Source organism: Pseudomonas sp. C 49-2, from assembly GCF_003970195.1.
Taxonomy (GTDB): domain Bacteria; phylum Pseudomonadota; class Gammaproteobacteria; order Pseudomonadales; family Pseudomonadaceae; genus Aquipseudomonas; species Aquipseudomonas canadensis.
Genome location: NZ_RXYG01000006.1, coordinates 398,192 through 411,016, shown reverse-complemented (window position 1 = coordinate 411,016; position 12,825 = coordinate 398,192). Strand labels below are relative to the sequence as shown.

Sequence of the window (12,825 nt, the reverse complement as noted above, 5' to 3'; positions counted from 1 at the left end):
TCTTGATCTTGATCTGAGGCGCCCCGTCAAACACGCTGGCCGAACGCAGGCTTGAATCCGTGGGTAACCCGGCAGGACGCCGGGTTAGCCGCGCTGGGCCAAGGATGGCCCATCGCGGCGGCCCACGGATTCAAGCCTTCGTTCGGGCACACCGAGCCTAAGCGAGGTGCCGAGTGTTGGGGCAAGAGCGTTTTGCTTACTTTTGACTGGGCCGGCATTCCGGCTTTTCAAAAGTGAGCCGCCGTAAGGGCGGAACCAATACCAGCCGTTACCGCAGCAACGGATATGTACTCAATCAAATCTGAAACCGCTGCCGCTCCGTCTCATACAACGGCCTCACCAACGCAAACTCCCGATCAATCTGATCCACCAACTCCCCCAGATCCCCAACCACAGGCCCAACGGACTCAACCTCCAACCGCTGACACAACTGCGCCAACCTCACCGCCCCAAGGTTCCCACTACTCCCCTTGAAACTATGCGCAATCCGCCCCAACGCCTTCGCATCATCCCTAGCCTTGCGCAGCGCCTCGACACGCTTCTGGGAATCATCAAGAAAGGTATCAAGCAACTTCGGATACTCGCCTTCCATGACTTCCTGCAACCCCGACAACACCGCCGGGTCCAGATGTAGATCAACCACTTGCTCGCTCCTTGATCAAGAATCGGCGGATTATGCCAGAGCCTCCCAGCAAAACTCCACGCAGACACTACGCCCGCCATCCGACCAGCCTACATCGCTGCTCAATTGCCGCACCAGGCTCAAACCCCGGCCAGACAGACGGTCCATATCCAGCGGCCGCGCCAGCACCTGCTCCACATCAAACCCCAGACCGCTATCCTCAATGCGCAGGGTCATCTTCCCACCCGCCCCAACCGGCACCACCTGCACATGCACCCGTATATACCCACTGTTCAGTTGCGCCAGGCGGTCATTACGCTGACGGTAATACTCGGCAAACCCTTGAGCATCACACTTGAGACGCGAATCCAGCCCCAGCACCCCATGTTCCAGCGCATTCGAATACAGCTCCGCCATCACACTGTAGAGCGCCCCGCTCTGCTCGCGCAGGCCATGGATCTCCAACAACAGTTGCAGCAGATAGGGCAACGGGTTGTAACGCTTCAAGGTTTCGGCACGGAATTCGAAACTCACCGACCAATCCAACGGACACGATTGCCCGCTGTCCGCATACAACGGCCCCGAGGCACGCAGTTGCTGGCCAGGCTGCAGGGTGATTTCCACCATGCTCACGTCATCGCGCACTTCACCGCGAAACGCCGCCAGTGCCTGTTCTATATCTTCAAATAAACGATCAGGCTCGCGATTGGCAGCAAACACCTGCTGTAAACGTTCGGCGCCGAACAATTGGTCGTTGGCATCTGCGGTATCCAGCACCCCATCGGACAACAGGAACACCCGATCACCCAGGGCCATGGGCCAGACTTCAGTGCGATCATCAAAGGCCTCAGCCGACAGCACCCCCAACGGCAAATGCCGCGATTCCAGCGGCGTGCGTTTGCCGGTGGCGATTTCATGCACGTAGCCTTCGGGCATGCCGCCGCTCCACACCTCCACCACCCGCCGCTGCGCGCTCAGGCACAACAGGGTGGCGCAGCAGAACATGTCCACCGGCAGGATGCGTTTGAGCTTGGCGTTCATCTCGCGCAGGGTTTGTGCCAGGCCGTAACCCTTGGCGGTCATGCCGTAGAAGACTTCCGCCAGGGGCATGGCCCCCACCGCCGCCGGCAGGCCATGACCAGTGAAGTCGCCGAGCAGCACGTGCATGTCGCCGGACGGCGTATAGGCCGCCAGCAGCAGGTCGCCGTTGAACAGCGCATAGGGCGATTGCAGGTAGCGGATATTCGGCGCGGCATTGATGCAGCCCGAATGCGCGACCTTATCGAACACCGCCTTGGCCACCCGCTGCTCATGCAGGAGGTAGTCGTGATGCTTGGCGATCAGGTCGCGCTGTTGCAGGACCGTGGCCTGCAACCGGCGCAGGCGGTCCATGGCGTTGATTTTCGCCGCGAGAATCAGCTGGTTGTAGGGTTTTGGCAGGAAGTCATCGCCGCCGGCATCCAGGCACTGGGCCAGCGCTTCGCTCTCGCGCAGGGAAGTGAGGAAAATCAGCGGCACCAGCTCTTCGCCCGCCAACTGCTTGATTCGCCGTGCTGCCTCAAAGCCGTCCATCACCGGCATCAGCGCATCCATCAACACCAGTTGCGGGCGCTCGCGGATAAACACTTCGACCGCTTCAGCGCCGTTGGAGGCCGTGAGTACCTGATGACCCTGGCGCCGAACGATGGTCGACAGCAACAGCAAATCGGCGGCGCTGTCTTCGGCGATCAGGATCGTCAGCGGTTCGAGGACCGGGGCCAGGGCGCTCAACTGATGTCGAACAGTTTGTCGAAGTTGGAGATGGCGAGGATCTTGCGAACATCGGAGTTGCTGTTGATTACCTGGACTTCAGCATTATCGCCACCGGCATGGTCACGCAACAGCAGGAGCATGCCCAGGGCGGAGCTGTCCATGTAGGTGGCCTCCTTCAGGTCGACGACGTACAACTCGGGCACTTTGTAGAAACGCTCGTACGCATCGCGAAACGCCTGATGGCTGCCGAAATCAAACCGGCCCTTGACCGCGATCATCAACTTCTTCCCATCCAGGGATACTTCTGACTCGACTGACATGCGACTGCTTCCTTGTCATTGGCAATGACACAAGGTTTAGCAGGTGTACCGGATGTGGGCAACACCGCTCCCACATTTAGAACTGGGACTGGCGCGGCAGGCGCTGGGACAGTTCGTCGAGCAACTTCTGCTCTCGCTTGTCTTCAAGCGCCCGCGCCTCGTCGATGTAGCGCTGCACCAGCTTGCGCAAACCTTCAACCCGGGCAAACGCTGCTTGCCAGCTCTCGCGGGCTTTATCGAGGTTGTTCTGGTGCCACGCCAGGCTCTGGCGCTGCTGGCCGACAGCCGTTTCCAACTGATTGAGAAAGCCCTGGTAGCCCATCAACCACTGGCCCGAGACGCCTTTGCTGCCGCGCTCGATCCACTGCTGCTGGTACTCGCCGCGAAAGCGCTCCAAGTCGCCCAGCTTGCTCTCCGCCAAACGGACTTGCCCCTGGAAATAACCCAGGCGCTGCACGGCGGTTTTCTCGGCCTTTTCGGCCATGTCCACCACCGGAGCCAGGCGTGCAGCGCGGCTGCTGGCCATGGCTTAACCGCCCGGCGCCGGGGCGAAGATCGATTGCAGGTGCGCTTCGCTTTCGCCCATGCTGATCTTGTCGTTGAGGCCCTGGCGCAGGTAGGTCACCAACTGCGGTTGCAGGGCGATGGCCAGGTCGGTGTCGCGATCGCCGCCAGCCACGTAGGCGCCGACGCTGATCAGGTCGCGGCTCTGTTGATAGCGCGACCACAGCTGCTTGAATTGTTGCGCGCGGATCATGTGTTCCGGCGTCACCACTGCCGGCATCACCCGGCTGATGGACGCTTCGATATCGATAGCCGGGTAATGCCCCTCTTCGGCCAGACGCCGTGACAGCACAATGTGACCGTCGAGTACACCCCGCGCCGAGTCGGCAATCGGGTCCTGCTGGTCATCGCCTTCGGACAGCACGGTATAGAACGCGGTGATCGATCCACCACCGGCTTCGGCGTTACCGGCACGCTCCACCAGCTTGGGCAGCTTGGCGAACACCGACGGCGGATAGCCTTTGGTGGCCGGTGGTTCGCCGATGGCCAGGGCGATTTCACGCTGGGCCTGGGCGAAACGGGTGAGCGAGTCCATCAGCAACAGGACGTTCTTGCCCTTGTCACGGAAATATTCGGCGATGCGCGTGCAGTACATGGCGGCGCGCAGGCGCATCAGCGGTGCATCGTCCGCCGGGGACGCGACGACGACCGAGCGTTTGAGGCCTTCTTCACCGAGGCTGTGCTCGATGAATTCCTTCACCTCGCGGCCCCGTTCGCCGATCAGCCCGACCACGATGATGTCAGCCTCGGTAAAGCGCGTCATCATGCCGAGAAGCACCGACTTACCCACGCCGGTACCGGCAAACAGGCCCAGACGCTGGCCACGGCCGACCGTCAATAATCCGTTGATGCTGCGAATGCCCACGTCCAGCGGCACGCTGATGGGGTTACGGTTGAGCGGGTTGATGGTGGGGCCGTCCATCGGCACCCAGTCCTCGGCCTTCATGCCGCCCTTGCCATCCAGCGCGCGGCCGGCGCCGTCGAGTACGCGGCCGAGCATGCTCATGCCCATCGGCAGGCGGCCGGTGTCGGCCAAGGGCACCACACGGGCGCCGGGGGCAATGCCCGCCAGGCTGCCCACGGGCATCAGGAAAATCTTGTTGCCCGAAAACCCCATCACTTCGGCTTCGACCTGCACCGGGTGGTAGCTGTCGTCGTTGATCACCATGCAGCGACTGCCCATGGCGGCGCGCAGGCCTTCGGCTTCGAGGGTCAGGCCGACCATGCGCAGCAGGCGACCTTCAAGGATCGGCTGGCCAGGCAACTCGGCGGCTTCGGTATAACCGCTCAAGCGCTTGGCGAAGCTGGTGCGATCAAGGCGCATCGGGGGCGTCCAGGTCCAGGCTGAGGTCCGGCTCGGCAGGGTTCAGCACCTGCTCGTGGGCTTGGTCCAGCAGCTTGGCCATGATCTGGCTGATGCGGGTTTCCACCGTGGCATCGATGCGGCTGTGTTCGGTCTCGACGCGGCAACCACCGGGCTGCAGCGATGCGTCCTCAACGATGCGCCAGGTTTCTTCATGGCGCTCGCGCAGGGCTTTGACCTGTTCGAAATCCTGAGGATTGATGTACAGCCGTACATTGCCGACACCCAGGGGCAGCAGCTTGAGGGCTTCGCGCATCACGCTTTCGATATGGCTGGAGTCCAGCACCAACTCGCGCTGGATCACTTGGCGAGCGATGTGCTGCACCAGCTCGACCATGGCTTTTTCGATTTGCGCATCCTGCTCGGCGATAGGGTCGAACAGCCCGCCCATCAAGCGTTCCAGGCTGGCCAGTTTGACGCTCAGCGCCTCCTCGGCTTCCTGGCGGACCTTGAGGGTGGTGCTGCGAAAACCATCTTTTTCACCCGCCGCGAAGCCCTCGTTGTAGGCCTCCTGGCGGATAGCTTCCAATTCTTCGAGGGTCAGTGGCTGGACTTCCTCCAGCGGCACTTCTTCCATTTCCGCCGGCGGCTCTTCCACCGGTTCCGGCTCGGGCTCCGGCACATGCGGATCGAAGCTGGGCAACGACCAGATGTCGAACCCACCGACGTCCCGCGCGCGAATCAGATCGCTGGGCGCCTCATCTTTGTTCGACATGAGAGGCGCCTTAGATCATTTCTTCGCCGCCCTTCCCGCCGAGAACGATTTCTCCGGCTTCGGCCATACGGCGGGCAATGGTGAGGATTTCTTTCTGCGCGGTTTCCACGTCGCTGACGCGCACCGGGCCTTTGGCTTCCAGGTCGTCGCGCAACAGTTCCGAAGCACGCTTGGACATGTTCTTGAAGATCTTCTCTTTGACGTTTTCGTCCGAGCCCTTGAGGGCCAGTACCAGCACGTCGGAGGACACTTCGCGCAGCAACGCCTGGATGCCACGGTCGTCGACATCGGAGAGGTTGTTGAACACGAACATGAGGTCTTCGATCTGGCCGGACAGGGTGTCGTCGATCTCGCGGATCGAGTCCATCAACTGGCCTTCGACCGAGCTGTCGAGGAAGTTCATGATGTCGGCCGCGCGCTTGATACCGCCCAGGGTGGTACGCGAGGCATTCGAGTTGCCGGAGAACTGCTTCTCCAGAATCGTGTTGAGTTCTTTCAGGGCCGCCGGCTGCACGGTGTTCAGCGACGACACGCGCAGGATGATGTCCAGGCGCACTTTATGGTCGAAGTGGCCGAGCACTTCACCGGCCTGGTCCGGGTCGAGGTAGGCCACCACGATCGCCTGGATCTGCGGGTGCTCGTAGCGGATCACGTCGGCAACGGCGCGCGGCTCCATCCATTTGAGGCTGTCGAGGCCGCTGGTGTTGCCACCGAGCAGGATGCGGTCGATCAGGCCGTTGGCCTTGTCTTCGCCCAGGGCCGAGGTGAGCATCTTGCGGATGTAGCTGTCGGAGCCGACACCCAGGCTGGTCTGGTCGCCGACGATCTCGACGAACTCGCTCATCACCTGCTCGACTTGCTCGCGGTGCACATTGCGCATCTGCGCCATGGCCACGCCGACACGCTGAACCTCTTTGGGGCCCATGTGGCGCAGCACTTGGGCGGCGTCGGTTTCACCGAGGGACAGCAGCAGGACTGCGGCTTTGTCGACCTTGGTGAGCTTGGCAACAGCGGCTCGATTATCACTCATCTGCGTTGATCCACTCTTTCACGACCTGGGCCACACGGCCCGGGTCTTCTGCCACCAGACTCTTGATTGCGTTCAACTGAGCGTCGTAACCCTCGCTCGGGCTTGGCAACAGGATGCTTTGCGGGCCGCCGAGGCTGACGCGGTCGTTGGCCAGTTCGCCGTCGAGGCCGCCCATGCCACCCAATTCCACGTCGCCACCTGCAAGTGCAAGCTGTTTCTTGCCGTTGCCGGTGATGTTGTTGAGGACTGGGCGCAGCACACCAAATACCAGCACCAGGATGAACAACACACCCAGCACTTGCTTGACGATATCCCAGAACCACGGCTGCGAGTAGAACGACGGTTCAGCGATCACTTCGCCACGCTCGGCGGAGAACGGCATGTTGATCACGCTGACACTGTCACCACGGCTGGCGTCAAAACCGACGGCGTCCTGCACCAGGCGAGTGAAGCGCGCCAATTCGTCGGCGGTCCATGGGGCACGGGTAACGGCGCCGTCAGCGGCATTGACCTTGACCTGGTCATCCACCACCACCGAGACCGACAGGCGATTGACGCGACCCTGTTGCTGCTTGGTATGGCTGATGGAACGGTCAAGCTCGAAGTTCTTGGTGGACTGGTTACGTTTGTCCGCCGGGTACGGGGCGAGCATCGGCTGGCCAGTGGCCGGGTCCATGATTTGCTGGCCGTTGGCATCCAGCAGTGGCTGGCCTGGCTGAATCGCGCCAGCGCTGGCGGTAGCGCCACCGGTGGTTTGCGGCGCCGAAGCCGGGGCTGGCGGCTGGTTGCTCAATGCGCCCGGCACACCTTGCGGCGGGCCATTGGCGGCGGTGCGTTGTTCGCTGGTGGACTGCTCGCTGCGCAAGGCAGGCTGGTCCGGGTTGAATTGCTCGGAGGTCGACTCGACGGCGCTGAAGTCCACATCGGCCGACACTTCAGCCTTGTAGCGGTCGTTGCCCAACACCGGTTGCAGGATGTTGTGCACACGCTGGGTGAGCATGCTTTCGACGCGGCGACTGTAGTCGAACTGCTTGCCGGCTTGAGTCAGCGCGGAGTTTTCGCCCTGATCGGACAGCAGGTTGCCCTTCTGGTCGACCACAGTGATCTGCGACTTGCTCAGTTCAGGCACGCTGGTGGCGACCAGGTTGACGATCGCCAGCACCTGGCCAGGCTCCAGGGAGCGGCCCGCAAACAGTTCTACCAAGACCGAGGCACTTGGCTTGCGCTCGTCGCGCACAAACACCGAGCTTTTCGGAATGGCCAGGTGCACGCGGGCACCCTTGACGTTGTTCAGGCTGGAGATGGTGCGCGCCAGTTCGCCTTCCAGGCCGCGACGGTAGCGGGTGGCTTCCATGAACTGGCTGGTACCCAGGCCCTGGTCCTTGTCGAGGATCTCAAAACCGATGTTGCTGTCGGACGGGGTCACGCCGGCGGCGGCGAGTTTCATGCGCGCACGGGCCACGTCGTCGGCCTTGACCAGCAGCGCCCCGGAGTTGGGCTCCACGGTGTAGGCGATGTCGGCGGCGGCCAGGGTTTCCATGATCTGCTTGGAATCCATGCCCGCCAGGCTGCCGTACAGCGGCCGGTAATCGGGTTGCTGCGACCACAGCACCACGGCAAAACCAATCGCCACGCTGGCAGCCAGGCCGACCATCAGGCCCACCTGACGCAGCATGGTCATTTCGGAGAGGTTTTCCAGGAACGACAGGCCAAACAGCGGCGGCTTGCCGTCTGCCTTGGCGGGTGCGTTGTCCACGACTGCTTCTGCCATGACTTAAATCTCGTCCTTAAACCGGCATCTGCATGATGTCTTGGTAGGCCTGAACCAGCTTATTACGCACTTGGGTCAGGGCCTGGAAGGAAACGCTGGCTTTTTGCGAGGCGACCATCACATCGGTGAGGTCCACGCCGCTTTTGCCGATTTCAAAGGCGTTGGCCAACTGGCTGGAGGCTTGCTGGGTGTCACTGACTTTGTTGATGGCTTGGCCGAGCATATCGGCGAAGCTGCTTTGGCCCAATTCCGGTGCTGGCGCGACGGATTTCGGTTGAGCCATGGCATCCATTTGCATGGAGCGCATATCCAACATCAACCGATTGAACTCAATACCCTGGCTCATGAACTTCTCTCTCCGACAACCCGCATATTTTTTGACGCTACGCCGCAATTACTAGGGGAGGTAGCAACAAGGGTGCCAGCTCTGGTTCAACTCGTAAGAAAAGGCGACAAACCTTGTCGACCTTGTTACCAGTTATGTTGCGAACAGATACGCTTCCACATCCATCCCTGCATCGCGCATCTGCGCCAGCTTGTAGCGCAACGTCCGCGGGCTGATGCCCAGACGTTCGGCAGCCTCTTTGCGACGGCCGCGCTCGGAGCGCAGGGTGTCGATGATCATCTGGAATTCACGGCGACGCAGATCGTCGCCCAGTGCACCGGCCGTTTCGATTTCGGCAACCATAGGCGCAGGGGCCAGGGTTGGCAGCGGCGCCGCACCGCTGCCCATGGCCAGGCAAAAATCCTGAGGCTGGATCAGGCCGCCCTGTTGCAGGATCAGCGCGCGCTGGATGGCGTTGTCCAGTTCCCGCACGTTGCCCGGCCATGGATAGGCGATCAGGCAGGCTTGGGCCTCGGCCGACAGGCGCGCCTGGGCGTGCTTCATTTTTTTGACGTGGTTGTTCAGCAGACGCTCGGCCAGGGGAATGATATCCGCCGGGCGTTCGCGCAACGGGCGCCAAGCCAGCGGGAATACCGAAAGCCGGTAGAACAAGTCTTCCCGGAAGCGCCCCGCCGCCACTTCGCCCGCCAAGTCGCGGTTGGTGGTGGCGACTACACGGATATCCAACTGGATCGGCTTGCGCGCGCCGACGCGCTCAACCTCACGCTCCTGCAGCACCCGCAGCAACTTGGCTTGCAGGCCCAGGGGCATTTCCGAAATCTCATCGAGCAGGATAGTGCCGCCGTCGGCCTGTTCGAACTTGCCCGCCTGGGCCGCGATGGCGCCGGTGAAGGAACCCTTTTCGTGGCCGAACAGTGTGGCTTCGAGCATGTTGTCTGGGATCGCCGCGCAGTTGATCGCAATAAACGGCTGCTTGGCGCGGGTCGATTGCTGATGGATGTAACGTGCCAGCACCTCTTTGCCCGTGCCGGACTCGCCGGAAATCAACACCGTGGAATCGCTGCGCGCCACGCGGGCCGCCAGCTCCAGCAATTGTGCGCTGGCCGGCTCGAAGGCAATCGGGCCTTCGCCCTCACTGGCCGAGATCACGCCCAAGGCATGCCGCGCGACCAGTTCGATCAAGGCTTTAGGTTCGAAGGGTTTGACCAGGTAATCCGCCGCGCCCTGGCGCATGGCGTCGACCGCACGCTCGACGGCGCCATGGGCGGTCATCAGCAGCACCGGCAACTGCGGCTGGCGCGCACGCAGCAGGCTGAGCAACTGGTGGCCGTCCATGCCGGGCATGTTGACGTCGCTGACCACCAAGCTGAAGGACTCCTGCTCCACCGCCTCCAAGGCGTCCTCGGCAGACCCGACCGCCCGATAGTCATGGCCCGCCAACAGCAGCGTGTCAGCCAATGCTTCACGCAGGGCGCGATCGTCTTCCACCAACAGAACCTTGATAGCCATAACCTTTCTACTCCGCGCTTGCCGCGCTGGAAAACAGCGGCAAGGTCATCAATGCACAGGTGCCCCGCCCAACACGGGAATGCAGTTGCAATTCTCCCTGATGGGCACGTGCCACTGCCTTGACCACGGTCAGGCCCAGGCCGGTACCGTTGGTCTTGGTGGTGAAAAAGGGTTCGCCCAGGCGCTGCAACACAGCGGGCTCGATACCACTGCCGCTGTCGCTGATGCACAGGCGCAGGTTTTGCCCGCGGTTGTACAGGTGCACCTTGAGCCGCGCACCAGGGCCGCTGGCCTGGGTGGCGTTTTCGATCAAGTTGAGCAGCGAACCCACCAGCGTGTCGCGGTTGCACAGCAGCTCACCGAGGTGGCTGTCGCACTGCCAGCGCACCTGGACGTCTTGAATATGGGCGGCGGCCGCCGCTTGCAGGGCCTGCATCAACTCGACCGGCGTGATGCGGTCGGTCAGCGGCAATTCGCCGCGAGCGAACACCAGCATGTCGCGCACCTGATGCTCCAACTCATGCAGACGCTCCTTGAGGCGACCGGCAAAACGCTGGTGGGTGGCGGTGGGCAATTGCTCATCAGTCAAATGACTGGCGTAGATCAGGGCAGCCGACAGCGGCGTGCGGATCTGATGCGCCAAAGAAGCGACCATGCGCCCCAGGGATGACAAACGCTCATGGCGCGCCAACTGGTCTTGCAAGTGACGGGTTTCAGTCAGGTCATTGAGCAACACCAGTTGGCCCGGCTCCGCATCCAGCGAGCGGGTGGCAATGGACAAGCGGCGACCGTCTTTCAGGGAAATTTCGTGACCGTCGTCTTCACGCGGCGCAAAGCAGCGGGTGATGACATGCCGCCACAGTTCGCCTTCCAGCGGCAGGCCAAGCATGTCGCAGGCCGCCGGGTTGGCCTCGCGCACACGGCCTTCTTCGTCGATGACAATCACACCGCCGGGCAGCAGCGACAGCAGGTTTTGCAGGCGGTTGGCCAAGCGTTCTTTCTCGGCCAGCTCTTCCATGCGCTGGGCACTGACCACCGCCAACTCGCCTTTGAGCTCAGAAACCCGGGCTTCGAGCAGGCTGTAGGAATCAGTCAATTGGCTGGACATCTGGTTGAACAGCGAAAAAGCCTGTTCCAGGCCCTGGCGGCTTTGCTGTTCTACAGAGGGAACCAGCCCTGCAATCGCAGGACTGGAAGAATGTTGGGCGGCGTGGGGCATCATGCTCTCTCGCTTGGCTGACCGTCAGTTAAACGGAACGTTGCGAGGGCTGTAGCAATACCCGTGCCGAAAAAAAACCACTGAAGTTTCAGTGGTTTAAAAAACAGGCGTCAATCATCCGCCTGTTCGTCACCTTCTTTGCGGCTCATGCCGTACTTGCGCATCTTCTCCACCAGGGTAGTGCGACGGATGCGCAGGCGCTCGGCGGCACGGGCGACGATGCCGTTGGCGTCGTCCAGGGCCTGCTGGATCAAGCCTTGTTCCAGGTTGCCGAGATAATCCTTCAGGTCCAGGCCTTCGGGCGGCAGCATCGCGGTGTTGCCAAAGTCTGGCGTATGGCCATTGATGGCGACGCGCTCTTCCATGTCGCTGCGCAGGCTGTCGACCAGTTGCTCGTCTTCGTCGTCGACGTAGCGGAATTTCTTCGGCAGCTCGACCACGCCGATCACGCCGTAGGGGTGCATGATCGCCATGCGCTCCACCAGGTTGGCCAGCTCGCGCACGTTGCCCGGCCAGCCATGGCGGCACAGGGACATGATCGCGGCGGAGTTGAAGCGGATCGAACCACGCTTCTCGTGCTCCATGCGCGAGATCAGCTCGTTCATCAGCAACGGGATGTCTTCCACGCGCTCACGCAGCGGGGCCATCTCGATCGGGAATACGTTGAGGCGGTAGTACAGGTCTTCGCGGAAGCTGCCCACCTCGATCATGCTCTCGAGGTTCTTGTGGGTGGCCGCGATGATGCGCACGTCGACGCTCTGGGTTTTGTTGCTGCCCACGCGCTCGAAGGTACGTTCCTGCAATACGCGCAGCAGCTTGACCTGCATCGGCAGCGGCATGTCGCCGATTTCGTCAAGGAACAGCGTGCCGCCGTTAGCCAACTCGAAACGCCCGGCACGGCTGGTGATCGCGCCGGTAAAGGCGCCCTTCTCGTGGCCGAACAGTTCGCTTTCAAGCAGCTCTGCCGGGATCGCCCCGCAGTTGACCGGCACGAACGGCCCGTCGCGGCGCTTGGAGTGATAGTGCAGGTTGCGCGCAACCACTTCCTTGCCGGTGCCGGACTCGCCAAGGATCAGCACGCTGGCGTCGGTGTCGGCCACTTGCTGCATCATCTGGCGCACATGCTGGATGGCGCGACTGGTGCCGACCAGGCTGCGGAACAGGTTGGGTTCGCGGTGACGGCCGCGTTCGCGGGCCTGGTCGTACATCTCGCGATAGACCTGGGCACGGTGCAGGGAATCGAGCAATTTGCTGTAGCTGGGGGGCATTTCCAGGGTGGAAAGCACCCGGCGGCGCTGGTCTTCGGGCAGGTCGACGGAAGAAATATCGCCCATTAGCAACACGGGAAGGAACTCATCCCAGGTTGACAGTGTCTTTAACAAGCCCAAAACAGCGCCAGGAGCGTTTACCGTCCCGATCAGCACACAAATGACTTCACGGCTCGATGACAATGAGCTGACCGCCTGCTGCCAATCATGGCTGCCGCAGGGCAGATTTTCTTCGCCAAGAAAATTCAAAATCACCGCTAAATCGCGGCGGCGTACGCTATCGTCATCAATCAGCAGAATTTTGGTTTCACGCCACATGCAATAGCAACTTCCCTAGTAAAACTTC

General features: G+C 61.7%; 12 protein-coding genes. All 12 read right to left on the bottom strand.

Annotated features, from left to right (window positions below; translation table 11 throughout):
- Positions 1-295: 295 nt before the first annotated feature.
- On the bottom strand, positions 296-643 hold the full coding sequence (locus tag EJ576_RS15120) for an Hpt domain-containing protein (RefSeq protein ID WP_122726737.1): 348 nt from the start codon (positions 641-643) through the stop codon (positions 296-298).
- A gap of 30 nt (positions 644-673) precedes the next feature.
- Positions 674-2,392 (bottom strand): fused response regulator/phosphatase, encoded by a 1,719-nt coding sequence (locus EJ576_RS15115; protein ID WP_126570627.1) that lies wholly within the window; start codon positions 2,390-2,392, stop codon positions 674-676.
- A complete protein-coding gene (locus EJ576_RS15110) occupies positions 2,389-2,694 on the bottom strand; it encodes an STAS domain-containing protein (RefSeq protein WP_028617324.1) in 306 nt (101 codons plus the stop codon). The genes EJ576_RS15115 and EJ576_RS15110 overlap by 4 nt, the downstream gene beginning before the upstream one ends.
- Before the next feature lie 76 nt (positions 2,695-2,770).
- A complete protein-coding gene (gene fliJ, locus EJ576_RS15105) occupies positions 2,771-3,220 on the bottom strand; it encodes a flagellar export protein FliJ (protein WP_126570626.1) in 450 nt (149 codons plus the stop codon).
- Positions 3,221-3,223: 3 nt separating this feature from the next.
- Positions 3,224-4,582, bottom strand: a complete 1,359-nt coding sequence (fliI, locus tag EJ576_RS15100; RefSeq protein ID WP_068937092.1) for a flagellar protein export ATPase FliI — start codon at positions 4,580-4,582, stop codon at positions 3,224-3,226.
- Positions 4,572-5,336: a flagellar assembly protein FliH gene (fliH, locus tag EJ576_RS15095; RefSeq protein WP_122726733.1), complete on the bottom strand. Its 765-nt coding sequence runs from the start codon at positions 5,334-5,336 to the stop codon at positions 4,572-4,574. Before fliH ends, fliI begins: the two co-directional genes overlap by 11 nt.
- A gap of 10 nt (positions 5,337-5,346) precedes the next feature.
- Complete coding sequence (fliG, locus tag EJ576_RS15090; RefSeq protein ID WP_010208743.1) at positions 5,347-6,366, bottom strand: flagellar motor switch protein FliG; 1,020 nt, start codon at positions 6,364-6,366, stop codon at positions 5,347-5,349.
- A complete protein-coding gene (gene fliF, locus EJ576_RS15085; RefSeq protein ID WP_028617328.1) occupies positions 6,359-8,137 on the bottom strand; it encodes a flagellar basal-body MS-ring/collar protein FliF in 1,779 nt (592 codons plus the stop codon). The genes fliG and fliF overlap by 8 nt, the downstream gene beginning before the upstream one ends.
- Positions 8,138-8,153: 16 nt before the next feature.
- Positions 8,154-8,483 (bottom strand): flagellar hook-basal body complex protein FliE, encoded by a 330-nt coding sequence (gene fliE / locus EJ576_RS15080; RefSeq protein ID WP_015885194.1) that lies wholly within the window; start codon positions 8,481-8,483, stop codon positions 8,154-8,156.
- A gap of 132 nt (positions 8,484-8,615) precedes the next feature.
- Positions 8,616-9,992 carry a sigma-54 dependent transcriptional regulator gene (locus tag EJ576_RS15075; protein ID WP_122554744.1) on the bottom strand — a complete coding sequence of 459 codons (1,377 nt, stop codon included), beginning with the start codon at positions 9,990-9,992 and terminating at the stop codon, positions 8,616-8,618.
- 7 nt (positions 9,993-9,999) lie between these two features.
- Positions 10,000-11,211, bottom strand: a complete 1,212-nt coding sequence (locus tag EJ576_RS15070; protein WP_122726755.1) for a PAS domain-containing sensor histidine kinase — start codon at positions 11,209-11,211, stop codon at positions 10,000-10,002.
- A 110-nt stretch (positions 11,212-11,321) separates the two neighbouring features.
- Positions 11,322-12,797 carry a sigma-54 dependent transcriptional regulator gene (locus EJ576_RS15065; protein WP_028617331.1) on the bottom strand — a complete coding sequence of 492 codons (1,476 nt, stop codon included), beginning with the start codon at positions 12,795-12,797 and terminating at the stop codon, positions 11,322-11,324.
- Positions 12,798-12,825 lie beyond the last annotated feature (28 nt).

Bases quoted from the DNA above. Each gene is read 5' to 3' on its own strand.
- EJ576_RS15110 (WP_028617324.1), bottom strand. From the start codon at position 2,694: ATGTCAGTCGAGTCAGAAGTATCCCTGGATGGGAAGAAGTTGATGATC.
- fliJ (WP_126570626.1), bottom strand. From the start codon at position 3,220: ATGGCCAGCAGCCGCGCTGCACGCCTGGCTCCGGTGGTGGACATGGCC.
- fliI (WP_068937092.1), bottom strand. From the start codon at position 4,582: ATGCGCCTTGATCGCACCAGCTTCGCCAAGCGCTTGAGCGGTTATACC.
- fliH (WP_122726733.1), bottom strand. From the start codon at position 5,336: ATGTCGAACAAAGATGAGGCGCCCAGCGATCTGATTCGCGCGCGGGAC.
- fliG (WP_010208743.1), bottom strand. From the start codon at position 6,366: ATGAGTGATAATCGAGCCGCTGTTGCCAAGCTCACCAAGGTCGACAAA.
- fliF (WP_028617328.1), bottom strand. From the start codon at position 8,137: ATGGCAGAAGCAGTCGTGGACAACGCACCCGCCAAGGCAGACGGCAAG.
- fliE (WP_015885194.1), bottom strand. From the start codon at position 8,483: ATGAGCCAGGGTATTGAGTTCAATCGGTTGATGTTGGATATGCGCTCC.
- EJ576_RS15075 (WP_122554744.1), bottom strand. From the start codon at position 9,992: ATGGCTATCAAGGTTCTGTTGGTGGAAGACGATCGCGCCCTGCGTGAA.
- EJ576_RS15070 (WP_122726755.1), bottom strand. From the start codon at position 11,211: ATGCCCCACGCCGCCCAACATTCTTCCAGTCCTGCGATTGCAGGGCTG.
- EJ576_RS15065 (WP_028617331.1), bottom strand. From the start codon at position 12,797: ATGTGGCGTGAAACCAAAATTCTGCTGATTGATGACGATAGCGTACGC.